Origin of the sequence: Pseudomonas sp. 2725, assembly GCF_050434585.1 — a bacterium.
Lineage (GTDB): Bacteria > Pseudomonadota > Gammaproteobacteria > Pseudomonadales > Pseudomonadaceae > Aquipseudomonas > Aquipseudomonas jessenii.
Map to the genome: position 1 here is coordinate 191,989 of NZ_JBNDIV010000006.1, position 23,882 is coordinate 215,870.

The 23,882-nt window shown below is 58.8% G+C and carries 22 protein-coding genes; 14 read left to right on the forward strand and 8 right to left on the reverse strand.

What is annotated here, in order from left to right:
* Positions 1–201 precede the first annotated feature (201 nt).
* Positions 202–1,626, reverse strand: a complete 1,425-nt coding sequence (locus ABIE16_RS18595; protein ID WP_034152112.1) for an aspartate ammonia-lyase — start codon at positions 1,624–1,626, stop codon at positions 202–204.
* A 180-nt stretch (positions 1,627–1,806) separates the two neighbouring features.
* Here ABIE16_RS18595 and ABIE16_RS18600 point away from each other — a divergent pair, with 180 nt between their 5' ends.
* Positions 1,807–2,718, forward strand: coding sequence for a LysR substrate-binding domain-containing protein (locus ABIE16_RS18600; RefSeq protein ID WP_090452193.1), 912 nt, complete (start codon positions 1,807–1,809; stop codon positions 2,716–2,718).
* Positions 2,719–2,781: 63 nt separating this feature from the next.
* Here the strand turns inward: ABIE16_RS18600 and ABIE16_RS18605 are convergent, their stop codons facing one another.
* A complete protein-coding gene (locus tag ABIE16_RS18605; protein WP_429521711.1) occupies positions 2,782–3,345 on the reverse strand; it encodes a hypothetical protein in 564 nt (187 codons plus the stop codon).
* A 66-nt stretch (positions 3,346–3,411) separates the two neighbouring features.
* Positions 3,412–4,086: a hypothetical protein gene (locus ABIE16_RS18610; RefSeq protein ID WP_429521712.1), complete on the reverse strand. Its 675-nt coding sequence runs from the start codon at positions 4,084–4,086 to the stop codon at positions 3,412–3,414.
* A 429-nt stretch (positions 4,087–4,515) separates the two neighbouring features.
* On the opposite strand from ABIE16_RS18610, the gene purE reads away from it, so the two are divergent.
* The 4 genes from purE (at position 4,516) to ABIE16_RS18630 (ending at position 7,077) form a co-directional block, all read left to right on the forward strand.
* The gene (purE, locus tag ABIE16_RS18615; RefSeq protein ID WP_429521713.1) at positions 4,516–5,007 is read left to right on the forward strand and encodes a 5-(carboxyamino)imidazole ribonucleotide mutase; all 492 of its coding nucleotides are present in this window, start codon (positions 4,516–4,518) and stop codon (positions 5,005–5,007) included.
* Positions 5,008–5,018: 11 nt separating this feature from the next.
* Positions 5,019–6,101 carry a 5-(carboxyamino)imidazole ribonucleotide synthase gene (locus ABIE16_RS18620; RefSeq protein ID WP_057712717.1) on the forward strand — a complete coding sequence of 361 codons (1,083 nt, stop codon included), beginning with the start codon at positions 5,019–5,021 and terminating at the stop codon, positions 6,099–6,101.
* Between the two features lie 106 nt (positions 6,102–6,207).
* Positions 6,208–6,453, forward strand: a complete 246-nt coding sequence (locus tag ABIE16_RS18625) for a GlsB/YeaQ/YmgE family stress response membrane protein (RefSeq protein WP_007928514.1) — start codon at positions 6,208–6,210, stop codon at positions 6,451–6,453.
* Between the two features lie 87 nt (positions 6,454–6,540).
* Complete coding sequence (locus tag ABIE16_RS18630; protein WP_090452186.1) at positions 6,541–7,077, forward strand: DUF3299 domain-containing protein; 537 nt, start codon at positions 6,541–6,543, stop codon at positions 7,075–7,077.
* 138 nt (positions 7,078–7,215) lie between these two features.
* On the opposite strand, the gene ABIE16_RS18635 is transcribed toward ABIE16_RS18630, so the two are convergent.
* Both ABIE16_RS18635 and ABIE16_RS18640 read right to left on the reverse strand, forming a co-directional pair.
* Positions 7,216–8,115 (reverse strand): D-hexose-6-phosphate mutarotase, encoded by a 900-nt coding sequence (locus ABIE16_RS18635; RefSeq protein WP_429521714.1) that lies wholly within the window; start codon positions 8,113–8,115, stop codon positions 7,216–7,218.
* Positions 8,116–8,184: 69 nt separating this feature from the next.
* Complete coding sequence (locus tag ABIE16_RS18640; protein ID WP_007942704.1) at positions 8,185–8,589, reverse strand: acyl-CoA thioesterase; 405 nt, start codon at positions 8,587–8,589, stop codon at positions 8,185–8,187.
* 362 nt (positions 8,590–8,951) lie between these two features.
* Here ABIE16_RS18640 and ABIE16_RS18645 point away from each other — a divergent pair, with 362 nt between their 5' ends.
* The 8 genes from ABIE16_RS18645 (at position 8,952) to ABIE16_RS18680 (ending at position 19,668) form a co-directional block, all read left to right on the forward strand.
* Positions 8,952–10,250, forward strand: a complete 1,299-nt coding sequence (locus ABIE16_RS18645; protein ID WP_057712720.1) for an MFS transporter — start codon at positions 8,952–8,954, stop codon at positions 10,248–10,250.
* A 202-nt stretch (positions 10,251–10,452) separates the two neighbouring features.
* A complete protein-coding gene (locus tag ABIE16_RS18650) occupies positions 10,453–11,454 on the forward strand; it encodes a phosphate ABC transporter substrate-binding protein PstS family protein (RefSeq protein ID WP_429521715.1) in 1,002 nt (333 codons plus the stop codon).
* A 422-nt stretch (positions 11,455–11,876) separates the two neighbouring features.
* The gene (locus tag ABIE16_RS18655; protein WP_198530250.1) at positions 11,877–13,910 is read left to right on the forward strand and encodes an ABC transporter permease subunit; all 2,034 of its coding nucleotides are present in this window, start codon (positions 11,877–11,879) and stop codon (positions 13,908–13,910) included.
* Positions 13,911–13,925: 15 nt separating this feature from the next.
* Positions 13,926–15,596 carry a phosphate ABC transporter permease PstA gene (gene pstA, locus ABIE16_RS18660; protein ID WP_090452181.1) on the forward strand — a complete coding sequence of 557 codons (1,671 nt, stop codon included), beginning with the start codon at positions 13,926–13,928 and terminating at the stop codon, positions 15,594–15,596.
* A 165-nt stretch (positions 15,597–15,761) separates the two neighbouring features.
* Positions 15,762–16,595, forward strand: coding sequence for a phosphate ABC transporter ATP-binding protein PstB (pstB, locus tag ABIE16_RS18665; protein ID WP_007971742.1), 834 nt, complete (start codon positions 15,762–15,764; stop codon positions 16,593–16,595).
* A gap of 121 nt (positions 16,596–16,716) precedes the next feature.
* Complete coding sequence (gene phoU, locus ABIE16_RS18670) at positions 16,717–17,478, forward strand: phosphate signaling complex protein PhoU (RefSeq protein WP_057712724.1); 762 nt, start codon at positions 16,717–16,719, stop codon at positions 17,476–17,478.
* 168 nt (positions 17,479–17,646) lie between these two features.
* Positions 17,647–18,549, forward strand: coding sequence for a response regulator (locus ABIE16_RS18675; protein WP_429521716.1), 903 nt, complete (start codon positions 17,647–17,649; stop codon positions 18,547–18,549).
* 222 nt (positions 18,550–18,771) lie between these two features.
* Positions 18,772–19,668 (forward strand): peptidoglycan DD-metalloendopeptidase family protein, encoded by an 897-nt coding sequence (locus ABIE16_RS18680; protein ID WP_090452177.1) that lies wholly within the window; start codon positions 18,772–18,774, stop codon positions 19,666–19,668.
* A gap of 67 nt (positions 19,669–19,735) precedes the next feature.
* Here the strand turns inward: ABIE16_RS18680 and ABIE16_RS18685 are convergent, their stop codons facing one another.
* From ABIE16_RS18685 to phoB, 3 genes are all read right to left on the reverse strand, one after another.
* Positions 19,736–21,076, reverse strand: a complete 1,341-nt coding sequence (locus ABIE16_RS18685; RefSeq protein WP_007975205.1) for a hemolysin family protein — start codon at positions 21,074–21,076, stop codon at positions 19,736–19,738.
* Positions 21,077–21,200: 124 nt separating this feature from the next.
* Positions 21,201–22,487: a phosphate regulon sensor histidine kinase PhoR gene (phoR, locus tag ABIE16_RS18690; protein ID WP_219733298.1), complete on the reverse strand. Its 1,287-nt coding sequence runs from the start codon at positions 22,485–22,487 to the stop codon at positions 21,201–21,203.
* A gap of 80 nt (positions 22,488–22,567) precedes the next feature.
* Positions 22,568–23,257, reverse strand: coding sequence for a phosphate regulon transcriptional regulator PhoB (phoB, locus tag ABIE16_RS18695; RefSeq protein ID WP_003229608.1), 690 nt, complete (start codon positions 23,255–23,257; stop codon positions 22,568–22,570).
* Between the two features lie 153 nt (positions 23,258–23,410).
* Here phoB and ABIE16_RS18700 point away from each other — a divergent pair, with 153 nt between their 5' ends.
* Positions 23,411–23,797 (forward strand): COG4315 family predicted lipoprotein, encoded by a 387-nt coding sequence (locus tag ABIE16_RS18700; protein WP_090452175.1) that lies wholly within the window; start codon positions 23,411–23,413, stop codon positions 23,795–23,797.
* Positions 23,798–23,882 lie beyond the last annotated feature (85 nt).

Below are 23,882 nucleotides of genomic sequence, written 5' to 3' on the forward strand. Positions count from 1 at the left end.
GGTGTATCAGACACGTCATTGTTGAATGTGCCACCGCCTTCGCGAGCAAGCCCGCTCCCACATTGGTCAGTCCCCAGACATACGGTTTTCACTGGCAAATGGTTAAAAAAAAGGGCCTGGAGATTGATCTCCAAGCCCTCAAAAGGTGAGAGGTGTCTAGTCCCTCGACCTGGTGAGCGGTGCTACAAGTAACGCGTCGGGTTATGCCTTCAGAGGCACCAGACGCGGCGCAATCATGTTTTCCGGGCGCAGGATGTCGGCGAGCATGGCTTCGTCGAGCAGACCTTCTTCGCGCACCAGTTCCAGCACGCCACGGCCGCTTTCGAGGGCGAGGCCGGCGATACGGGTGGCATTTTTGTAGCCGATGTACGGGTTCAGCGCGGTGACCAGGCCGATCGAGTGCTCGACCAGTTCACGGCAGCGTGCTTCGTTGGCGGTGATGCCGACGATGCAGTGCTCGCGCAGCATGTCCATGGCACGTTGCAGCAGGCGGATCGAGTCGAAGATCTTGAAGGCGATCAGCGGCTCCATCACGTTCAACTGCAGTTGGCCGCCTTCGGCTGCCATGGTCAGTGCCAAGTCGTTACCGATGACCTGGAACGCTACCTGGTTCACAGCTTCCGGGATGACCGGGTTGACCTTGCCGGGCATGATCGAGCTGCCTGGCTGACGCGCCGGCAGGTTGATTTCGTTGATGCCGGTGCGTGGGCCGCTGGACAGCAGGCGCAGGTCGTTACAGATCTTCGACAGCTTGACCGCGGTGCGCTTGAGCATGCCGGAGAACAGCACGAAGGCGCCCATGTCGGAAGTCGCTTCGATCAGGTCGGCCGCTGGCACCAGCGGTTGACCGCTGATCAGTGCCAGGCGCTGTACCGCCAGTGCTTGATAACGTGGGTCGGCGTTGATGCCGGTACCGATCGCGGTGCCACCCAGGTTCACTTCAGTCAGCAGTTCCGGGGCCAGCGTCTTCAGACGGGCCAGGTCTTCGCCCATGGTGGTGGCGAAGGCACGGAATTCCTGGCCGAGGGTCATTGGCACGGCGTCTTGCAGTTGAGTACGGCCCATTTTCAGGACGTGATCGAATTCTTTGCCCTTGGCCGCAAACGCCTGAATCAGGCTGTCGAGGCTGGCCAGCAGAGTGTCGTGACCGAGCAGCAGACCCAGGCGGATCGCCGTTGGGTAAGCGTCGTTGGTCGACTGCGCCATGTTGACGTCGTCGTTCGGGTGCAGGTACTGGTACTCGCCTTTCTGGTGACCCATTGCTTCCAGAGCAACGTTGGCGATCACTTCGTTGGCGTTCATGTTGGTGGAGGTACCGGCGCCACCTTGAATCATGTCGACCACGAACTCTTCGTGGAAATCACCGCGGATCAATCGGGCACAGGCTTCGCTGATGGCGGCGTGCTTGGCTTCGCTCAGGTGACCCAACTCACGGTTGGCGTCAGCAGCGGCCTGTTTAACCATGGCCAGACCGACAACCAGTTTCGGGTAGTGCGAAATCGGAACGCCCGAAAGGCGGAAGTTATTCACCGCTCGCAGGGTCTGGATACCGTAATACGCTTGAGCCGGTACTTCGAGGGCGCCAAGCAGGTCATTTTCTGTGCGGAATGATGCAGCGGAGGACATGATAGAAATCATCTCAATATGGACCCGGTCTGTGCCGGAACGCTGTGAATGCTAGGCTTGTGTAGAATTTTGGGCCAATGCTGTTAAACACTAGGCTATGCATATTCGGCATAATGCCCGTGTGACGCCGGCTTGACGGCGAACGTGTGACCTAAATTGGTGCGTGTCCGGGAGGACGTGATGAATCTGGAAAGCAAATGGCTGGAGGACTTCAGTGCCCTGGCCGCCACCCGCAGTTTCTCCCAGGCCGCCGAGCGGCGTTTTGTGACGCAGCCGGCGTTCAGTCGGCGAATCCGCAGCCTTGAAGCCGCGTTGGGGCTGACCCTGGTCAACCGTTCGCGCACGCCGGTGGAGCTGACGGCGGCAGGGCAATTGTTTCTGGTCACCGCGCGCACCGTGGTCGAACAGCTGGGCGAAGTATTGCGCCATCTGCATCACTTGGAGGGCGGGCAGGGCGAAGTGATGCAGGTCGCTGCCGCGCACTCCCTGGCGCTCGGTTTCTTTCCGCGCTGGATCGCGCAGTTGCGCAACGAAGGTTTGAACATCGCCACGCGGCTGGTGGCGACCAACGTCGGTGACGCCGTGCATGCCTTGCGCGAAGGCGGCTGCGATCTGATGCTGGCGTTCTATGATCCGGACGCGGCCATGCAAATGGACCCCGAAATCTTCCCCTCACTACACCTTGGCCACACCGAGATGCTGCCGGTCTGCGCGGCAGACGCCGAGGGCAAGCCGCTGTTCGATCTGGAAGGCGAGGGCAGCGTGCCGCTGTTGGCCTACAGCGCCGGTGCGTTCCTCGGTCGTTCGGTGAACATGTTGCTGCGCCAACGGGCGCTGCGCTTCACCACCATCTACGAAACTGCGATGGCCGACAGCCTGAAAAGCATGGCTCTTGAAGGCCTGGGCATTGCCTGGGTGCCACAACTGAGCGTGCGTGCCGAACTGGCGCGCGGTGAACTGGTGGTCTGCGGAGGGCCGCAATGGCATGTGCCGCTGGAAATTCGTCTCTACCGCTGCGCCCTTGTGCGCAAGGCCAATGTGCGGTTGTTGTGGCGCAAACTGGAAGGCGGAGCGGCGGGTTCTGCTTCCTGAGGGCGAAGCGTGATCAAGGCCAATCGAGTTGGCCTTGATCTGTCGAAAACGGCGTCAATCAGATCAAGGGTACTGATTGAGGTAATTGCGAATGTTCTCTTGGTTTTTCTTGCTGAAGACAAACGCCGACTTTCCTGTGGTTTTGTACATTATCGATTTGTAGGTTCCGTAGTAGGTGGAAACGTTTTCATCGCTATCTTCATGAACGGCATCGAGCATATGCCCAACCTCATGGGATGCCGTTAATTTCGATGTGATCGAGGCAATTCCTAGCGCACCTTGTCTTCGAGCAACACCCAGCGTACTTTTATTGATGTCGTCGCGCGTTAATAGCAAATACTTGTTGATAGTGGCATCGTTAGTGTCGCTCTCTTGATTTTCCAGATGGGTAAGGAGAGTGTCTTGAAATTGACTTATCAAGAGCTCCATATTTTCGGATTTATAGTTGAAGCTGCTTAATGTTGGGGCGTCTGAAGGTTGTATTAAAATAACGTCCATTGTGCGGCCTGAGATTCGGGAGACCGTATCTGCCAGCCAGTCGAAATAATCTTGGTGGAGCAAGTCTTCGTTAATGCCTTTCAGATCTTCGTGCAGGAAGACGTTAAGCCTGATCGGTCGTTTTGACATAATATAATCCATTGGTTTTTCAAGTCATAAATGGCTCGAGTTGAAATTGGGGGATGCGTTGAAGTTTCAATACAGGCTGTCTACATAGTCCTTGATGCGCTTTCGATTTGCATCGCTAAATACCATGCAATTCGACCTGAGCTGCAGGGCTGGGAGCATGAAGGTTTCGCACCACCAACCGTTATACAAAACTTCGCCATCTTCATGATCGGCGTTGAAGGTGTGCCCCAGTTCATGGCCGACCCCTTGCTTGAAATCAAGAGACGCAATGGCGGCTCTTCCCGGTTGTGCATCCGCGATACCTCCAACGCCTCCGAATAAGGGATGGCCGTTAATCATATCGTTAGTGATCAAAAGCACTCTGTCGTTGCGAGATATTCGAAATTCCTTATCATCATTTCTTTTCTTTCTGTATTGCCAGGCAAGTTCTCTCCATTCCTTTATTACTTTCTCCCGGTCGGAACTTCTGTATTTGAAGTTACTGTATGGGGCTATGTGTTCATCAAAAACCACATGGGCCTTGCGGCCGGTGATGCTTTGAAACTCTTCAATGAAAGGATGAATGTAATCACCATGTATGCTGTCTCTTTTCGACTTCGGTATGTCGTCATGGAAGATGAAGTAAATCCGAATTGGATCGAGACGGTCGTCTTTCAACGGCGGGCTGTCGTTAGCGTGAATATTGAGGCTCAAAAGTAATGCAGCTATAAAAGTCATGAATTTCATCAGTGGGTTTTGCATTTCGATATCTCATTGTGAATCCGCCTTCAAACTATGTGAGGGGAATTGACGCATCTATAAATAGGTTGGGGCGATTATTAAAAATAACTGTCGTGCAGTTATATATCATCCGGCGCATGGGTTTGCTTTTGATAGTGTTTTAAATAGTATTGCGCAGGGCAGTGATTGAAGTTTATTGGTTTGAGGTTGTTAGTGATCTTCGAGGCTTCATTACTAACTAAAATTCTTGACCTTAAAATCAATAAACCGCTGTTTGGCCCCAGATGACAGATGGTCGCGACAGGGGCTGTTTATCTGTCGTATTGCGGTATACTGCGCGGCCTTCGGCCGGTTACGACCGGCCATAATTCGTACAATCAAGCCACGCATCCTGCGTGGCTTGTTGTTTTTTGATGCGCCTGCGGGCGCCCAGAGAGAAGAGGCACGACGATGAGTGCACTGGTTGGCGTGATCATGGGCTCCAAGTCCGATTGGTCCACCCTTAGCCACACCGCCGATATGCTGGAAAAGCTCGGCATCCCCTACGAGGTGAAAGTGGTTTCTGCCCACCGCACCCCGGACCTGCTGTTCCAGTACGCTGAAGAAGCCGAGGCGCGTGGCATCGAGGTGATCATCGCCGGTGCCGGTGGCGCAGCCCACTTGCCAGGCATGTGTGCAGCCAAGACCCACCTGCCGGTGCTGGGCGTACCAGTACAATCGGCAATGCTGTCCGGCGTTGATTCGCTGCTTTCCATTGTGCAGATGCCGGCGGGCATTCCGGTCGCCACCCTGGCCATTGGCAAGGCGGGCGCGATCAACGCGGCGCTGCTGTCGGCGAGTATCCTTGGCGCCAAGTACCCGCAGTTCCACGCGGTGCTGAAAACCTTCCGTGCTGAGCAGACAGACAGCGTCCTGGACAATCCAGACCCACGCATCGCCTGAGGTTGTTGACGATGAAGATCGGTGTAATCGGTGGCGGCCAGTTGGGTCGCATGTTGGCGCTGGCGGGCACTCCGCTGGGCATGAACTTCGCTTTCCTGGACCCGGCTCCGGATGCTTGCGCAGCCGCGTTGGGCGAACACCTGCGAGCCGATTACGGCGATCAGGATCACCTGCGCCAGCTGGCCGATGAAGTCGATCTGGTGACCTTCGAGTTCGAAAGCGTTCCGGCCGAGACCGTGGCTTTCCTGTCGCAATTCGTCCCGGTCTATCCGAGCGCCGAAGCGCTGCGCATCGCCCGCGATCGTTGGTTCGAGAAGAGCATGTTCAAGGACCTGGGGATTCCTACCCCGGCGTTCGCCGACATTCAGTCCCAGGCTGACCTGGACGCCGCCGTGGCTTCCATCGGCCTGCCGGCAGTGCTGAAGACCCGTACTTTGGGTTACGACGGCAAGGGTCAGAAAGTCCTGCGCACGCCAGAAGATGTGGTTGGCACCTTTGCCGAGCTGGGCAGCGTGGCCTGTCTGCTGGAAGGCTTCGTGCCGTTCACCGGTGAAGTCTCGCTGATCGCCGTGCGTGCCCGCGACGGTGAAACCCGCTTCTATCCGCTGGTACACAACACCCACGACAGCGGCATCCTCAAGTTGTCCGTGGCCAGCACCGATCACCCGCTGCAAGCCTTGGCCGAAGACTACTCCAGCCGTGTACTCAAGCAACTGGATTACGTGGGCGTGATGGCGTTCGAGTTCTTTGAAGTCGACGGTGGCCTCAAGGCCAACGAAATCGCCCCGCGAGTGCACAACTCCGGGCACTGGACCACCGAAGGCGCCGAGTGCAGCCAGTTCGAAAACCACCTGCGGGCCGTTGCCGGTCTGCCGTTGGGTTCGACGGCCAAGGTCGGCGAAAGCGCGATGCTCAACTTCATCGGCAAAGTGCCTGAGACCGAGAAGGTCCTGAGCATCGCCGATTGCCATCTGCATCACTATGGCAAGGCGTTCAAGGTCGGTCGCAAGGTCGGTCACGCCAACCTTCGTTGTGCAGACCGAGAGACGCTGACGGCCCAGATTCTCAAGGTTGAAGCACTGATAGCCGAATAGTATTTATGTGCAACGGTGGAACCTTCAGGTTGCACCGTTCTCTCATGGCAGGTCACGAAAGTCTGACTAGGCTTTCCAATAGCGACTTCATTGAGAGGGGAATGCCATGGGAATTATCGGAACCATCTTTATCGGCTTGATCGTCGGTCTGCTGGCACGGTTCCTGAAACCGGGCGATGACAGCATGGGCTGGATCATGACGATCCTGCTCGGCATCGGCGGTTCGCTGGCGGCCACTTACGGCGGTCAAGCCCTGGGCATCTATCAGGCCGGCCAAGGCGCAGGTTTCATCGGTGCGCTGGTGGGCGCCGTTGTGTTGCTGGTGATCTACGGCCTGGTCAAAAAGAACTGATCCAGACGACAAAGTCCTCTCGGCCGCACAAGCCGGGAGGGCTAGAATGCTCGGCGTTTCCTGATCCTTCCTATACCGAGCACCTTCATGCGCCGTCTTCTGCTGACTCTACTTTTATTGGGAACGGGCCTTGCCCATGCCGGTGAACTGCCGGAAACCGACTGGCTCGAATTGATGCCCAAGTCGGACCAGAAGGCCCTCGAGGCCATGCCTGAAATCGACCACAACTCCCCTGAAGCCAATGGCACTTTCACCGACAAGGGTGGGATGAAGCAGGCCAAAGGCTTGCCGGCGGTGATGTACTCGACCAAGACCGTTGCGTCGATGAACGACAAGAACATCCGCATTGGCGGTTACCCCGTGCCGCTGGAGTCCGATGCCAAGGGCCGCAGTACGTTGTTCTTCCTGGTGCCGTACCCGGGCGCGTGCATCCACGTGCCGCCGCCGCCGCCCAACCAACTGGTGCTGGTGCGCTATCCAAAGGGCCTGAAACTGAACGATATCTACACGCCGCTGTGGGTCACCGGCACGCTGAAGGTCGAGAAGGTCAGCAATGACTTGGCGGATGCGGCGTATGCGCTGGATGCGGCGACGGTACGGGTGGTGAAAGAGTCGGATTTGTAACGCGCCGTCAGATGGCATGGCACAAAAAACTGTGGGAGCGAGATTGCTCGCGATGAGGCCATAACATTCAACATTCATGTTGCCTGTTACGCCGCCATCGCGAGCAAGCTCGCTCCCACATTGGTTTTGTGGTGTTGCTTAGAGCGGCTTGCTACCGACGCTCACACCCAGGGTATGGCTGGCCCCTGGTTTCAGGTTCACCACATCGTCCATCACGTTCGCCGTCTCGATGCACAGCATGCGCTGCCAACCGTCGTCGGCTATGTCGCTGAACGCGGCGGCGCGGTCGATCCATGGGTTCCAGATCACTGCGGTGCGTGAGCCCGTGCTGGTCAGTTCGATGCGTCGCTCCCAGGCCGGATCGACGATGCTCAGCAGTGGCGGGGCATCGAGATAGATGCGGTCGGTTTCGCCGGTAAAACGCAGATCACCGCTCTGGGTTACGGTTTTCCAGTTATCCAGGGTTTCGATGTATTTGAGACCGCCCACACCTTCGACATGCACCTCGCGCACATCGCTGACGGCAAAATAGCTGTGCAGCGCCTGGCTGATGCTGACGGTTTCAGCGCCCCGGTTATGGCTGGTCAGGTGGATGTGCAACTGCTCGTCGAGGCGAATGCTCAGCGTCAAGTCCACCTGGTGCGGCCAACCAGGAAAGCCGCCGTCGGGGTAGGGCAGGAGGAATTCGACTTTCAGGCTTTCGCCTTCGGCTTCGATGCCGCCCAGCTCCCAATCCATCGCTCGCACGAAGCCGTGAGCCGATGGCGCTTCATTGCTGACGCGCATCGCCTGCACGCTTTGCGGGTTACGGTCGAAGACGCCGAACCACGGCCAGCACACCGGCACGCCGGCACGTATGCTCTTGCCGGTCTTGAATACGGCCTCGTCATTGAGCCAGATCAGCGGCGGCTGGCCGGCCAGTTGATAGCTGAGGATGTGCGCGCCTTGCTGGGCCACCAGTAATTCAGCCTGACCGTGGCGAATTCGCCAGCAGTTCAGTTCATCCAGTTTTACGGCTTCAACATTGGGCGTGCTCATGGGACAGCTCTCGATCAGTAACGTGGACGACTATCGACCGCAAAACGGCTACCAGGTTTAGAAGTTCTTTCAGCGAGCCCGGGGTGGAACCGAACGGGTGCGACCGCTGCCGTCGATGGCAACGAACACAAACACCGCTTCGGTTACTTTACGCCACTCGCTGGACAGTGGGTCGTCGCTCCAGACCTCGACCATCATCTTGATCGAGCTGCGGCCGATTTCCAGGGCCTGGGTATAAAAGGAGAGCTGAGCGCCCACCGCCACCGGAACCAGAAACGCCATGCGGTCGATTGCAACGGTGGCAACGCGTCCGCCGGCGACCTTGCTGGCCATCGCGGTGCCTGCCAAATCCATCTGCGCCACCAGCCAGCCGCCGAAAATATCGCCAAAGCCGTTGGTTTCGCGTGGGAGCGCGGTGATTTGCAAGGCCAGGTCGCCTTGCGGGATCGGATCTTCTTGTTCGAGTTCTATCATGCCGGGGGGCCTCTGACCCGTGACTCTTCGTTGGTATTGCTGGTGGTAGCCGTCTTCGGGAAAAACGATTCAGCACCGAACATACTACGTTCGTCACGTTTTCCATCAGGCGCCTAAAGGGAAACTCTGCGAAATCGCCTATGAACCTGACAGGCGCTTTCGCACAGCAACCCCTCAAAAACCGGAGCAGGCTTTGAGTATATCGGTCGGTAGACTCCGCGACGACCGTCCGGTTCTCATTTTGACTGTCAAAAACGCACCTCTATGTGCTTTTTCGAACAATTTGCTATCGTGCCGGACCTGCCCAAACCTCAGCCAGCGTTGTTGAGGTAGCAGATCCGACTATAAGAGAAGCCCTTGCCATGACCACAGCGCCCTCGAGCATCGCGCAGCCAGACCAACCCGCACGTCCGCTGACCCGCAACGACTACAAGACTCTATCGCTGTCTGCCCTGGGCGGCGCGCTGGAGTTCTACGATTTCATCATCTTCGTGTTTTTCGCTACGGTGGTGGGCAAGTTGTTCTTCCCGGCGGACATGCCTGAATGGCTACGCCTGATGCAGACCTTCGGCATCTTCGCCGCCGGCTACCTGGCGCGGCCGCTGGGCGGCATCGTGATGGCGCACTTCGGTGACCTGCTGGGCCGCAAGAAAATGTTCACTCTGAGCATTTTCATGATGGCGGTGCCGACCTTGATCATGGGTTTGCTGCCGACTTATGCACAGATCGGCATGTGGGCGCCGATCCTGTTGCTGCTGATGCGGGTGATCCAGGGCGCGGCCATTGGCGGTGAAGTGCCGGGTGCATGGGTCTTCGTTTCCGAACACGTGCCGCAACGGCATATCGGCTATGCCTGCGGGACCCTGACCAGCGGCCTGACGGCGGGCATCCTGCTCGGTTCGCTGGTCGCCACGGCGATCAACAGTATCTACACCCCGGTGGAAGTAGCGGATTACGCCTGGCGAATTCCGTTCCTGCTGGGTGGCGTGTTCGGTCTGTTCTCGGTGTACCTGCGCCGCTGGCTGCACGAAACCCCGGTGTTCGCCGAGCTGCAACAGCGCAAGGCCCTGGCCGAAGAAGTGCCGCTGCGTGCGGTGTTGCGTGACCATCGTGGAGCCATCGCCATTTCGATGCTGCTGACCTGGCTGCTGTCGGCCGCCATCGTGGTGTTGATCCTGATGACACCGACTGTGTTGCAGACGGTCTATCACTTCTCGCCAACCACGTCCCTGCAGGCGAACAGCGTGGCGATCGTGTTCCTGAGTTTTGGTTGCATCATTGCCGGCGCACTGGCCGATCGCTTCGGTGCGGGACGAGTCTTCGTGATCGGCTGTACCGCATTGCTGGCCAGTTCCTGGACCTTCTACCACAGCCTGGCCGATCATCCCGACTGGCTATTCCCGATGTATGCCCTGACCGGTCTGCTGGTCGGCACCATCGGCGCGGTGCCGTATGTGATGGTCAAGGCGTTCCCGCCGGTGGTGCGTTTCAGCGGCCTGTCGTTCTCCTACAACGTCGCCTACGCGATTTTCGGTGGTCTGACGCCGATGATCGTCAGCCTGTTGCTCAAGGAAAGTGCGATGGGGCCTGCCTATTATGTGGCAGTGCTGTGCGGGGTGGGGATCCTGGTCGGCGCCTGGCTATGGAAGAAAGGCCGTTGATCCGTTAGTAGTGGCAACGGCGGGCGCTGCTCTCTCGGCTAAATCCAGCCAATTCCAACATTTACAGTTACAACTGAAAGGCCAGCCTTCCGAGCGGAATGCTGGCCTTTCATCCAATTGTCATATTTCAGCCATAGAGTGTTCACACGGCCTGCTGATACTTGGCCCCGACTTAACACACCCTATCTGCTAGGAGTAAGGCATGAAACTGAAGCGTTTGATGGCGGCAATGACTTTTGTCGCTGCTGGCGTTGCGACTGCCAACGCGGTTGCCGCTGTTGACCCTGCTATCCCGAGCTACACCAAGACCACTGGTGTGTCGGGCAACCTGTCCAGCGTCGGCTCCGATACCCTGGCCAACCTCATGACCCTCTGGGCTGAGAACTACAAAAAAGAATATCCGAACGTAAACATCCAGATTCAGGCCGCCGGTTCTTCTACCGCGCCACCTGCGCTGACCGAAGGCACCGCTAACCTGGGTCCGATGAGCCGCAAAATGAAGGACAACGAGCTGCAGGCCTTCGAAACCAAATACGGTTACAAGCCAACCGCTATTCCGGTTGCCGTGGATGCCTTGGCCGTATTCGTGCACAAGGACAACCCGATCAAGCATATGACCATGGAACAGGTCGATGCGGTCTTCTCGTCCACCCGTCTGTGCGGCGGCAAAGCCGACGTCAAAACCTGGGGTGACCTGGGTGTGACCGGCGACCTGGCCAACAAGCCGGTTCAGCTGTTCGGTCGTAACTCGGTATCCGGCACTTATGGCTACTTCAAGGAAGAAGCCCTGTGCAAAGGTGACTTCAAGGCAAACGTCAACGAACAGCCAGGCTCGGCTTCGGTTGTGCAGTCGATCAGCTCCTCGCTGAACGGCATCGGTTACTCGGGTATCGGTTACAAGACTGCCAGCGTGAAGACGGTGGCCCTGGCCAAGAAAGGCAGCACCGAGTTTGTTGAAGACACTGAAGAAAACGCCCTGAACGGCAAGTACCCGCTGTCGCGCTTCCTGTACGTGTACGTCAACAAAGCCCCGAACAAGCCTTTGGCTCCGCTGGAAGCTGAGTTCGTGAAGCTGGTTCTGTCCAAACAGGGCCAGGAAGTTGTGGTGAAAGACGGCTACATCCCACTGCCAGCCAAGGTTGCTGCAAAAGCACTGGCTGACCTGGGTCTGGCGGAAGGCGGCACTGCAGTCGTAAAAAAGTAACAAATTGAGTCCGGGGTGAATCCTTCCGGACTCAAGTAAAAGGCCGGATCTGCTTGCAGGCCGGCCTTTTACACACCTCAAATTTTCGATCCTCTGCCAGTCCCGCTGGCGGTGGATTTGGTGCGTCACTGCATTGTCATCTTTCTGTCATACAGGATCGCTAGGGTGAGCGCATGAATGATCTGGCCAATTCCAACATGACTACTAATCCCCCCAAGCGAATTGACTTCAATACGCCTGAGCTGCAACGCAAGCGCCGCATTCGCGCGCTCAAAGATCGCTTCACCCGTTGGTACGTCCTCATCGGCGGCCTGGCGGTGCTGGCAGCCATCACCCTGATCTTCTTCTTCCTCGCCTATGTTGTTGCGCCGCTGTTCCAGGGTGCCGACCTGACCGCGAAAGAGTCCATTACCCCGGCCTGGATGCAGGACGCTGGCAAGCCACTGATGATCTCGCTCGAAGAGCAGAATCAGGTGGCCATGCGCGTTTCCGACAAGGGCCAGGCGTTGTTCTTCGATATCGACAGTGGCGCTGAATTGAAGCGCGTCGATCTGTCGATCCCGGCCGGCACCACCGTGACCTCCATCGGTGAAGACCAGCCAGGTCACCCGCTGGTGGCCGTAGGTCTGTCCAACGGTCAGGCCCTGGTGTTCCGTCACACCTATAAAGTCAGCTACCCGGAAGGCAAGAAAACCATCACCCCGGCCGTCGAGTACCCGTACGGCGAAACGCCAATCGCGGTCAACGAAGCCGGCGGTGCGCTGGAACACGTCAGCCTCAACGCCAATGATTCGACCCTGATGCTGGTCGGCTCCACCGGTTCGCAACTCAATGTTCTGTCGCTGACCAGCGAAGAGAACATGATGACCGGCGAAGTCACCAACGAGCAGAAGCGCATCGAACTGCCGCAAATGACCGAGCCGGTGAAGAATATTTTCGTCGACCCGCGTCAGCAGTGGCTTTACGTGGTCAACGGGCGTGCCCAGGCCGACGTGTTCAGCCTGCGCGACAAGAGCCTCAACGGTCGCTACAAACTGCTTGAAGACGGTGAGGCTCAAGTCACCGCTAGCACCCAACTGGTGGGCGGCATCTCGCTGATCATCGGTGACTCCAAAGGCGGCCTGGCCCAGTGGTTCATGGCGCGCGACCCCGATGGCGAGCAACGCCTGAAGCAGATCCGCACCTTCCAGATGGGCACCACGCCTATCGTTGAAATCACCGCTGAAGAGCGCCGCAAGGGCTTCGTTGCCCTCGACGCTTCCGGCAAGCTTGGCGTGTTCCACAGCACTGCCCACCGCACCTTGCTGGTGGAGCCGGTCGCAGAAGGCCAAGGCGTTTTCGGTCTGTCGCCGCGCGCCAACCGCGTGATCGTGGAAGCCGGTGGCAAGTTGCACCCGCTGCTGCTCGACAACCCGCACCCGGAAGTCTCGTGGAGCGCGCTGTGGAGCAAGGTCTGGTACGAGAACTACGACGAGCCTAAATACGTCTGGCAATCGACCGCCGCCAACACCGACTTCGAACCCAAGCTGAGCCTGTCACCGCTGACCTTCGGTACCCTGAAAGCCGCGTTCTACGCCATGCTGCTGGCCGCTCCACTGGCCGTTGCCGCTGCGATCTACACCGCGTACTTCATGGCTCCCGGCATGCGCCGCAAGGTCAAGCCGGTGATCGAGCTGATGGAAGCGATGCCGACGGTGATCCTCGGCTTCTTCGCCGGTCTGTTCCTCGCACCTTATGTGGAAGGGCATTTGCCGGGCATCTTCAGCCTGCTGATGCTGCTGCCGATCGGTATCCTGGTTGCCGGTTTCACCTTCAGCCGCCTGCCTGAGTCGATCCGCCTGAAAGTCCCGGATGGCTGGGAAAGTGCGCTGCTGATTCCGGTGATCCTGTTTGTGGGCTGGCTCTCGCTGTACATGAGCCCGTTCATGGAAAACTGGTTCTTCGGTGGCGACATGCGCATGTGGATTTCCCACGACCTGGGCATCACCTACGACCAGCGCAACGCCCTGGTGGTCGGCCTGGCCATGGGCTTCGCGGTCATCCCGAACATCTACTCGATCGCCGAAGACGCCGTGTTCAGCGTGCCTCGCGGCCTGACCCTCGGTTCCCTGGCCCTCGGTGCCACGCCGTGGCAGACCATGACCCGCGTGGTGATCCTCACCGCGAGCCCGGGCATCTTCTCGGCGCTGATGATCGGCATGGGCCGTGCGGTCGGTGAAACCATGATCGTGTTGATGGCCACCGGTAACACCCCGGTCATGGAAATGAACCTGTTCGAAGGCCTGCGCACCCTGGCAGCCAACGTTGCAGTGGAAATGCCCGAATCGGAAGTCGGCGGCAGCCACTACCGCGTGCTGTTCCTCTCGGCGCTGGTGCTGCTGTTGTTCACCTTCGTCATGAACACCCTCGCAGAACTGATTCGTCAGCGTCTGCGCAAGAAATACTCGTCGCTTTAAGAAAGGTAGAAGTCTGTGAAACAGAACTCCCTGAAAGGATGGTTCAAGAGCGGCGCCCCCGGCGTCTGGATCAGCGGTGGCGCGGTGTCCATCGCGGTCATCATGACCATTGGCCTGCTGGCAGTGATTGCCGTGCGTGGCCTGGGTCACTTCTGGCCGGCGGATCTGATCCACGCCAGCTATGACGTGCCGGGCCAGGGCCAACACCTGGTCATTGGCGAAGTGGTGCAGAAAGAAGAAGTGCCACGTGCCCGACTGAAGAGCGCCGGCCTGCCGGTGCCTGACGAAGGCCCGGAGTTCATGACCCGCGAGCTGATCAAGGTCGGCAACCGTGATCTGAACGGCAACGACTTCACCTGGATCGTCGGCGAGTGGCTGACCCAGCAAACGACGCCGCCGGAGTTGATGGCCATCGAGCGTCGTGAGTGGGGTAACTTCTACGGTTACCTGGTCAACGTCAAACAGGATGGCAAAGTCGTCGCTGAAGGCGAAGCTGCATGGCCTGAGTTGCAGGCCCGTGTCGACCGCGTCAACAAGCTTGCTGCGCAACTGAAGTCACTGGAAAAGAGTGATATTGGTGCGATCAACGCAGGTCTGGAGCGCATCCGTCTGCACGGCCGCAAGCTGGAGCTGGAAGGTAAACTCGACGCAACCGCACAAGCGGACATGGAATCCGAGCGCGCTGAGCTGAACGCCCGCTATCAGGATATCGAAGCACGTCTGACTGACTTGCATGCACAGTTCAACCGCGACGCTTTGACAGCCCGCGACGCCAATGGCAAAGAAATCGAAATCGGTCTGGGCAAAGTGGTTCACGCCTACCAGCCGAACGCCATGAGCACCTTCACCAAGATCGGTTTCTATTTCAGCAAGATCTGGGAGTTCCTGTCCGACGACCCGCGTGAAGCAAACACAGAAGGCGGGATTTTCCCGGCGATTTTCGGCACCGTGATGATGACCCTGATCATGGCGATGATCGTGACTCCGTTCGGCGTGTTGGCAGCGGTTTACTTGCGTGAATACGCCAAGCAGAACGCGCTGACCCGAATCATCCGCATCGCGGTGAACAACCTGGCGGGTGTTCCGGCGATCGTTTACGGCGTGTTCGGCCTGGGCTTCTTCGTCTATGTGCTGGGCGGCTCGCTCGACCGTCTGTTCTTCCCGGAAGCACTGCCGGCACCGACCTTCGGTACGCCGGGTCTGCTCTGGGCCTCGCTGACCTTGGCGCTGCTGGCGGTGCCTGTGGTGATCGTGGCCACCGAAGAAGGCCTGGCGCGGATTCCTCGCACCGTGCGTGAAGGCTCGTTGGCCCTCGGCGCGACCAAGGCTGAAACCTTGTGGAAGATCGTGCTGCCGATGGCCAGCCCGGCGATGATGACCGGCATGATCCTCGCCGTGGCTCGCGCCGCAGGTGAAGTGGCACCGCTGATGCTGGTGGGTGTGGTGAAGCTGGCGCCGTCGCTGCCGGTGGACGGTAACTACCCGTACCTGCACCTGGACCAGAAGATCATGCACCTTGGCTTCCACATCTATGACGTCGGCTTCCAGAGCCCGAACGTCGAAGCCGCGCGACCGCTGGTGTACGCCACGGCGTTGCTGTTGGTGCTGGTGATCGCGACATTGAACCTGTCGGCGGTGTACATCCGTAACCACCTGCGCGAGAAGTACAAGGCGCTGGATAGCTGATAACACCCTGTAGGAGCGAGCCTGCTCGCGAAGAAGGTACATCCGACACATTTTCTGTGTCTGAACGACCATCGCGAGCAGGCTCGCTCCTACAGAAAGAATTGTGTAACCGCGGGCCTTGGCCAGTGGCAATCGAACCGAATTTGTTAGCACAGGGAGCCTCCCATGCAGCACGAAGCACATACCCACGGCATCAACATGTCGGCGCTGGGTCGCGACAAACAGAGCCTGAACCTCGAGCAGGAAACCGTAGCCATCGAAGTGCCGGGCCTGAGCCTGTTCTACGGCGAAAAACAAGCGCTGTACGACGTCAGCATGAACATCCCGAAACAGCGCGTGACCGCCTTCATCGGCCCGTCCGGCTGTGGCAAGTCCACGCTGCTGCGTACCTTCAACCGCATGAACGATCTGGTTGACGGCTGCCGCGTTGAAGGCGAGATCAACCTGTACGGCAACAACATCTATCGCAAGGGCGAAGACGTGGCCGAACTGCGTCGTCGCGTCGGCATGGTGTTCCAGAAGCCCAACCCGTTCCCGAAAACCATCTACGAAAACGTGGTTTACGGCCTGCGTATCCAGGGCATCAACAAGAAGCGCGTCCTCGACGAAGCCGTCGAGTGGGCTTTGAAAGGCGCGGCACTGTGGGACGAGGTCAAGGACCGTCTGCACGAGTCGGCACTGGGTCTGTCCGGTGGTCAGCAGCAACGTCTGGTGATCGCCCGCACCATTGCCGTGGAACCGGAAGTACTGTTGCTCGACGAACCGTGCTCGGCACTCGACCCGATCTCCACGCTGAAAGTCGAAGAGCTGATCTACGAACTGAAATCCAAGTTCACCATCGTGATCGTGACCCACAACATGCAACAGGCGGCGCGGGTGTCCGACTACACCGCCTTCATGTACATGGGCAAGCTGGTCGAGTTTGGCGACACCGATACCCTGTTCACCAATCCGGCGAAGAAGCAGACCGAAGACTACATCACTGGTCGGTATGGCTAGTTGAGGCGGCCGCGAGCTACAAGCTGCAAGCGGCAAGAAAGAAGCGGTGCGATTCCAGGACTTGTACATAACTGCTTGAAGCTTGCAGCTTGAAGCTTGCAACTTTCGCGGAGCGAAAAAGATGATTAGTAAAGAAGGCCTTACCCACCACATTTCCGCGCAATTCAACGCCGAGCTTGAGGAAGTGCGCAGCCACCTCCTGGCCATGGGCGGGCTGGTGGAAAAGCAAGTCAACGACGCGGTGACCGCGCTGATCGAGGCCGACTCCGGCCTGGCCCAGCAGGTGCGCGAGATCGACGACCAGATCAACCAGATGGAACGCAACATCGACGAAGAATGCCTGCGCATTCTGGCCCGTCGTCAGCCGGCAGCGTCCGACCTGCGCCTGATCATCAGCATTTCCAAGTCGGTGATCGACCTGGAGCGCATCGGTGACGAAGCGACCAAGATCGCCCGTCGTGCCATCCAGCTGTGCGAAGAAGGCGAAGCGCCGCGCGGTTACGTCGAAGTGCGTCACATCGGCGACCAGGTGCGCAACATGGTCCGCGATGCACTGGACGCCTTTGCCCGTTTCGACGCCGAACTGGCCTTGTCGGTGGCGCAGTACGACAAGATCATCGACCGCGAATACAAGACTGCCCTGCGTGAGCTGGCTACCTACATGATGGAAGATCCGCGTTCCATTTCGCGGGTTCTGAGCATTATCTGGGTGCTGCGTTCGCTGGAGCGAATCGGCGACCACGCGCGCAATATCTCGGAGCTGGTGATCTACCTGGTACGCGGCACCGACGTGCGGCACCTGGGTCTCAAGCGCATGAAGGAAGAAGTCGAAGGAACAACCGGCGAAAGCGCTAATGTTCCGGGCAAAACTGACGATAAGTAAGGTTGCCCAAGTAAAGCGCCCGGCCTTTTGGCCGGGCGTTTTTGTTTGAGCTTCACGAATTCGAAAAGCAGCACCCCGCGAACGAAAAGTCCGGCGTGACTGAAGGTTTTTGGCAATGTGCCATCAGCAAGGCGGTATGCTGGCCGGGATTTTTTAAAGGGGTTTTGGATGAGTAAGGTCAATGTGTTGGTCGTGGACGACGCGTCGTTCATTCGTGACCTGGTGAAGAAGTGCCTGCGCAACTATTTCCCGGGCATGCGGATTGAAGACGCGATCAACGGCAGAAAGGCCCAGGCCATGCTGGCCAAGGAAGCCTTCGACCTGGTCCTGTGCGACTGGGAAATGCCGGAAATGTCCGGCCTGGAACTGCTGACCTGGTGCCGCGAGCAAGACACCCTCAAAACAATGCCCTTCGTGATGGTCACCAGCCGTGGCGACAAGGAGAACGTTGTCCAGGCGATCCAGGCCGGAGTTTCCGGTTACGTCAGCAAGCCGTTCACCAACGAGCAACTGATCACCAAGGTCAAGCAGGCGCTGCACAAGGTCGGCAAACTCGAAGCCTTGATCAACGTAGCCGCAACCAAAACCAGCCCTGCCTTCGGTAACGACTCCCTTGCCGCCTTGACCGGTGGCAAGGCACCCGTAGCGACCCCAACGGTCGCACCCGCACCGTCCAAAGGCTTGCTCAACAGTCCACCGGTCAAGACGCCTGCGACCTCCTCGGCACCCACCAGTGGCCGTGGCCAGGGTCAACTGCGTTTGCCTAACGGCATCGCGCAATGTGTGATCAAGGCCTTGAGCCTCAAGGAAGCCCTGTTGGTGGTCAAACGCACCGAGACCCTGCCGCAGATCCTCGACAGCGCCGTGCTGGACCTTGAGCAGGGCGACAACGCCGAAATCGCCCGCCTCAACGGTTACCTGCACGCCGTCGTGGCCCACGAACCGAAGCCCGACAGCGACTGGCTGCAACTGACCTTCCGCTTTGTCGACCAGGATGCGCAGAAGCTCGATTACATCTCCCGCCTGATTGCACGTGGTACGGCGCAGAAGCACTTTATTCCTGGCGCTTGATATAGGGCCGCCTGACAGTCCGCTTTCGCGAGCAGGCTCGCTCCCACATTTGTAATGCGTTCTCTTGTGGGAGCGAGCTTGCTCCGGGCGGCGATCCGACGAAGGGGCCATCACTGTTACCGCACATCTGCTGAACACCTTTTCTGAAACAACTGCCGACTACCCGGGTCCATTGCAGCTGCTAGGCTCAATCCCAGATCTCACTCGACAGAATCCTTGCTCATGTTCACGCGCCTGCTGTTTTTATGTGGCTTGTTCATGGTCGCCACCTCGGCCGTGGCCATGACCATCTACAAGTCCAAGGACGCCTATGGCGTGGTTTCCTACAGCGACCGCCCCAGCAAGGGCGCCCATGTGTTCGTATTTCGCGATGGCATGGTCGAGCACCTTGAGCGTCAGGTGCGCCTCATCATCATGAAGAAGAACGGCGTGCACAGCGTGTACGTGCGCAATGACCTGTATGCGCCGGTAGAAGTCGAATTGAGTTTTGCCGGGGTGAAGAACGCCAGCGGCGTACCGGGCGGGACGATTCGGCGGGTGATACCGCTACGCAGCAGCGTTCGTCTGGCGCGGCTCACGGCGACTAAAGGCGGGAGGCCCCTCGCATACGTCCCGAAGTTCAAATACTCCCTGGGCGACCCCTCTGGGCCCACGGTGGGCTATCGGTACCCGTTGCCCTGGCGTGGTGGACCATTCCGGATCAGTCAGGGCGCCAATGGCCCCTACAGCCACTTCGGGCCCAAGAGCCGATATGCCATAGACATCGCAATGCCTGAGGGCACGCCGATCATTGCCGCGCGAGGCGGGGTGGTGGTGAAAACCGAGAACAGGCAGAGCGGGCGCGGCACCGACGCTTCCGGCAATTTCGTGCGGGTGCTGCACGATGACGGGACCATGGGTGTTTACCTGCACCTCAAGAAAGGTTCGGTCTGCGTTCGGGAAGGTCAGCGAGTAACGGTAGGTAGTGCGTTGGCGTTGTCCGGCAACACCGGCAACAGTACCGGGCCGCACTTGCACTTTGTGGTGCAGCGCAATACCGGGCTGGGGCTGGTCTCGATTCCGTACCAGTTCAACCAGCCGGTGGGTGCGCTGCCCAACTTTGCGTTGGGCGGGAAGTGAAGTTTTCGGTGATCAACTGTGGCGAGGGGGCAAGCCCCCTCGCCACAAAATGCCCTTCAGCCGCAGATCAATCCAGCATCAACACCTTGGCCAGAACGATCTTCGGCCCTTTCATCTTCTTGATGATGATCCGCAGGCCTTCGACTTCCAGCACTTCTTCCTCTTCCGGAACGCGCTTGAGGCTCTCATAGACCAGCCCGGCAAGGGTTTCGGCTTCGACGTGGTCGAGGTCGATGCCCAGCAACCTTTCAACCTTGAAAAGTGGCGTATCGCCCCGCACCAGCAGCTTGCCCGGCTGATACGCGAGGATCCCGCGTTCGGCCTTGCGGTGTTCGTCCTGGATGTCGCCGACCAGCACTTCCAGCACGTCTTCCATGGTCAGGTAGCCGATGATGTTGCCGTCGGCCTCTTCGACCACGGCGAAGTGCGAGCCGCCCTTGCGGAACTGTTCCAGCAACTGCGACAGCGGCATGTGCCGCGACACGCGCTCCAGCGGGCGGGTCAGTTCGGCCAGGTTGAACGACTCGGGAATGTGGTCCAGCGCCGCCAGTTCCAGCAGCAGATCCTTGATGTGCAGCAGGCCGACGAACTCCTGGCGCTCGCTGTCGTACACCGGGTAGCGGCTGAACTTGTGGCGACGGAACATCGCCAGGATCTGTTTGAGCGGCGCGTTGAACTCCAGGGTCACCAGGTCTTCGCGGGAGTTGGCCCAGTCGACCACTTCCAGTTCACCCATTTCCACTGCCGAGGCCAGCACGCGCATGCCTTGGTCGCTCGGGTCCTGGCCGCGGCTGGAGTGCAGGATCAGTTTCAGTTCTTCACGGCTGTAGTGATGCTCGTGATGCGGGCCGGGTTCACCTTGCCCCGCAATGCGCAGGATAGTGTTGGCGCTGGCGTTGAGCAGGTAGATGGCCGGGTACATGGCCCAATAGAACAGGTACAGCGGCACGGCGGTCCACAGCGACAGCAACTCGGGTTTGCGGATGGCCCAGGATTTGGGGGCCAGTTCGCCGACCACGATGTGCAGGTACGAAATGATGAAGAAGGCGGTGAAGAACGAGATGCCTTTGACCACTTCGGCCGACTCGACGCCGACTGCGCTCAACACCGGCTCAAGAATGTGGGCAAACGCGGGTTCACCGACCCAACCCAGGCCCAGGGAGGCGAGGGTGATACCCAATTGGCAAGCCGACAGGTAAGCATCGAGCTGACTGTGCACGGTGCGCAGGATGTGCCCGCGCCAGCCGTTTTTGTCAGCGATGGCCTCGACCCGGGTCGAGCGCAATTTGACCATGGCAAATTCCGCCGCAACGAAAAATCCGTTGAGCAAAACCAGGATCAGAGCAAAAAGAATCATGCCGAAGTCGGCGAAAATTGTAGCGAGGGTCAAGCCAGGGGAAGGGTCCATGATGGAGTTTTGCGGGTTCCGTATATTCGAGTGGGAAGTAAAAAACCGCGCCTGAAAGGCAGGCACAAGTCAGCCAATGTAGCGGCTGACCGGCCAGTTGCCTAGTGGCGCGTGCTGGCCGGTATCAGTCAGCGGTGCTGATAACCCGTGATTTGGTGACCTGGGCCGGGGCAAAGTGGCAGGTAAAGGTACTGCCGTGGCCCGGCACGCTGCTGATTTCCATGCGTGCCCGATGTCGTAACAAGACGTGTTTGACGATCGCCAGCCCCAGGCCGGTGCCCCCGGTGTTGGAGTTGCGGCTGGAGTCGACGCGATAGAAGCGTTCGGTCAGGCGCGGCAGGTGTTTGTTATCGATGCCGATCCCGGAATCCTGCACGCTCAGGTGCGCCCCCTGGTCATCGCCCCACCAGCGAATACGGATATTGCCTTCGGCCGGGGTGTATTTCACCGCGTTGAACACCAGGTTGGAAAATGCGCTGCGCAACTCCGCTTCGCTGCCCTTGAGCAGAATCGTCGGGTCGGCTTCCAGGGTGATGTTCTGGTTTTTCTGGCCGGACAACTGCTGCGCGTCACTCTTGATCGATTGCAGCAAGCCGTCGATCGGTACCGGCTGGTTGTCCGACGGATAATCGGTGGCTTCCAGCTTGGCCAGCAACAACAGGTCGTTGAGCAGGGTCTGCATGCGTCCGCCTTGTTGCTGCATCTGCTGCAAGGCACGGCCCCAGCGCGGGTTCACCTCGTCGACGTTATCGAGCAAGGTTTCCAGGTAGCCGCAGATCACCGTCAACGGTGTGCGCAGTTCATGGGAAACGTTGGCGATGAAGTCTTTGCGCATTTGCTCAAGCTGATGGATGCGCGTCACATCGCGCACCAGCATCAAGTGTTCGTTGTTGCCGTAACGGGTGATGTACAGCTGAATGCGCACGCGGTCGTTGGTTGGCGAAGGGATTTCCAGCGGCTCAGCGTAGCTGTCTTGCTCGAAGTATTCCTTGAAGCGCGGATGGCGCACCAGGTTGGTCACTGGTTGGCCGCTGTCCTGTGGCGTCTTGAGGCCCAGCAGAGTTTCGGCGGCGCGGTTCCACCATTCCAGGTTGCCGTCGGTGTCGAGCATGATCACCGCATCCTTGAGCGCGGCGGTGGACTCCTGAACCCGGTCGATCACCGCTTGCAGGCGCCCGCGTACCCGTTGGTCGCGGCGTTGCAGGTGGTAGATGCTGTCGAACACCTCGCCCCACAGGCCGTAGCCGTCGGGTGGTGCTTCATCGGGTTTGTGCAGGCGCAGCCACTCGTGCAGACGCAGCAATTGCTTGAGGGTCCAGGCCAGGTAAAGACCCAGGCCTGCGGCGAGGCTCCAGCCGTAATAGCCGGTAATCAGGCCGATCACCAGGCAGGCGGTGACCAGCAGCAGCATGTGGCGAATCAGGGTGCCATGCCAGTTTTGGTTCACTTGACGCGCGTCCTTGTCAGCTTGTCGGGCGGTAAAGGTCCGGGTCAGGCTTTGGTAGAAAAGCGGTAACCGGTGCCGCGCACGGTTTGTACCAGATTTTCGTAAGCATCGCCGAGGGCTTTGCGCAGGCGACGAATGTGCACGTCGACGGTACGCTCTTCAACGTAGACGTTGCCGCCCCAGACCTGATCCAGCAACTGGCCACGCGTGTAGGCGCGCTCCTGGTGGGTCATGAAAAATTGCAGCAGGCGGTATTCGGTCGGGCCCATCTCGGCAGGACGGCCGTCGATGGTCACGCGGTGGCTGATCGGGTCCAGCAGCAGGCCGCCGACTTCGATTGGCGCCTCGCCATCGGTCGGGCCGGCACGGCGCAGCACGGCCTTCAGGCGCGCTACCAGCTCACGGGGGGAAAACGGCTTGGTGATGTAGTCGTCGGCGCCGACTTCCAGGCCCTGGATCTTGTTGTCCTCTTCACCTTTGGCGGTGAGCATGATGATCGGGATGTCCCCGGTCAATTCATCACGCTTGAGACGACGGGCCAGCTCGATGCCGGACGTGCCGGGCAGCATCCAGTCGAGCAGGATCAGGTCCGGTTTGCGGTCGACGATAATGGCGTGGGCCTGCTGGGAGTTTTCAGCCTCCAGGCAGTCATAGCCGGCCATTTCCAACGCAACGGCGATCATTTCGCGAATAGGCGCTTCGTCGTCGACGATCAGAATGCTCCTGCCAACCATGCCCTTAATCCTCTTGTCATTTAACTGTCTTGCGCCGCATTAGATAACGGAATTATTGCAGTCGTGTGACAGTATTTTAGTCGGTCGGCGATTGGCTGGATCCTGGGCTAAGCTTTAAGTCCGAATCCTGACAACCACAAAAGGAAGGTTTCCATGAAGCAAATCTCGCAATCCTTCAAGGCTCTGCTACTGGTTGCGGCGTTTTCCTTGCCGACCATGGCCTTCGCAGCTGAGCCGGCGATGATGAAAGACGGCATGATGGTCGACCATAAGGGCATGACCTTGTACACGTTCGACAAGGACACTGGCGGCACGTCGGTATGCACCGGTGAGTGTGCAAAACACTGGCCGCCGCTCAAGGCTGAAGCGGGTGCCAAGGCTGAAGGTAAATGGACAGTCGTCCAGCGTGACGATGGCACGATGCAATGGGCCTACGACGGCAAGCCGCTGTACTACTACGACGACGACAAGAAACCCGGAGACAAGACGGGCGACATGAAGAACAAGGTCTGGCACGTCCTCCAAGGGCCGAAGATGTAAGACCTCTCATGTAGGAGCGAGCTTGCTCGCGATGAGCGTGAACGATTATGCGGGCCGTCTGGATAACCGCGTCGCTTTCAAATTC

Excerpts from the sequence above, each read along its gene's own strand:
- ABIE16_RS18595 (WP_034152112.1), bottom strand. The coding sequence starts at position 1,626 with ATGTCCTCCGCTGCATCATTCCGCACAGAAAATGACCTGCTTGGCGCC.
- ABIE16_RS18600 (WP_090452193.1), top strand. The coding sequence starts at position 1,807 with ATGAATCTGGAAAGCAAATGGCTGGAGGACTTCAGTGCCCTGGCCGCC.
- ABIE16_RS18605 (WP_429521711.1), bottom strand. The coding sequence starts at position 3,345 with ATGTCAAAACGACCGATCAGGCTTAACGTCTTCCTGCACGAAGATCTG.
- ABIE16_RS18610 (WP_429521712.1), bottom strand. The coding sequence starts at position 4,086 with ATGCAAAACCCACTGATGAAATTCATGACTTTTATAGCTGCATTACTT.
- purE (WP_429521713.1), top strand. The coding sequence starts at position 4,516 with ATGAGTGCACTGGTTGGCGTGATCATGGGCTCCAAGTCCGATTGGTCC.
- ABIE16_RS18620 (WP_057712717.1), top strand. The coding sequence starts at position 5,019 with ATGAAGATCGGTGTAATCGGTGGCGGCCAGTTGGGTCGCATGTTGGCG.
- ABIE16_RS18625 (WP_007928514.1), top strand. The coding sequence starts at position 6,208 with ATGGGAATTATCGGAACCATCTTTATCGGCTTGATCGTCGGTCTGCTG.
- ABIE16_RS18630 (WP_090452186.1), top strand. The coding sequence starts at position 6,541 with ATGCGCCGTCTTCTGCTGACTCTACTTTTATTGGGAACGGGCCTTGCC.
- ABIE16_RS18635 (WP_429521714.1), bottom strand. The coding sequence starts at position 8,115 with ATGAGCACGCCCAATGTTGAAGCCGTAAAACTGGATGAACTGAACTGC.
- ABIE16_RS18640 (WP_007942704.1), bottom strand. The coding sequence starts at position 8,589 with ATGATAGAACTCGAACAAGAAGATCCGATCCCGCAAGGCGACCTGGCC.
- ABIE16_RS18645 (WP_057712720.1), top strand. The coding sequence starts at position 8,952 with ATGACCACAGCGCCCTCGAGCATCGCGCAGCCAGACCAACCCGCACGT.
- ABIE16_RS18650 (WP_429521715.1), top strand. The coding sequence starts at position 10,453 with ATGAAACTGAAGCGTTTGATGGCGGCAATGACTTTTGTCGCTGCTGGC.
- ABIE16_RS18655 (WP_198530250.1), top strand. The coding sequence starts at position 11,877 with ATGCAGGACGCTGGCAAGCCACTGATGATCTCGCTCGAAGAGCAGAAT.
- pstB (WP_007971742.1), top strand. The coding sequence starts at position 15,762 with ATGCAGCACGAAGCACATACCCACGGCATCAACATGTCGGCGCTGGGT.
- phoU (WP_057712724.1), top strand. The coding sequence starts at position 16,717 with ATGATTAGTAAAGAAGGCCTTACCCACCACATTTCCGCGCAATTCAAC.
- ABIE16_RS18675 (WP_429521716.1), top strand. The coding sequence starts at position 17,647 with ATGAGTAAGGTCAATGTGTTGGTCGTGGACGACGCGTCGTTCATTCGT.
- ABIE16_RS18680 (WP_090452177.1), top strand. The coding sequence starts at position 18,772 with ATGTTCACGCGCCTGCTGTTTTTATGTGGCTTGTTCATGGTCGCCACC.
- ABIE16_RS18685 (WP_007975205.1), bottom strand. The coding sequence starts at position 21,076 with ATGGACCCTTCCCCTGGCTTGACCCTCGCTACAATTTTCGCCGACTTC.
- phoR (WP_219733298.1), bottom strand. The coding sequence starts at position 22,487 with ATGCTGCTGCTGGTCACCGCCTGCCTGGTGATCGGCCTGATTACCGGC.
- phoB (WP_003229608.1), bottom strand. The coding sequence starts at position 23,257 with ATGGTTGGCAGGAGCATTCTGATCGTCGACGACGAAGCGCCTATTCGC.
- ABIE16_RS18700 (WP_090452175.1), top strand. The coding sequence starts at position 23,411 with ATGAAGCAAATCTCGCAATCCTTCAAGGCTCTGCTACTGGTTGCGGCG.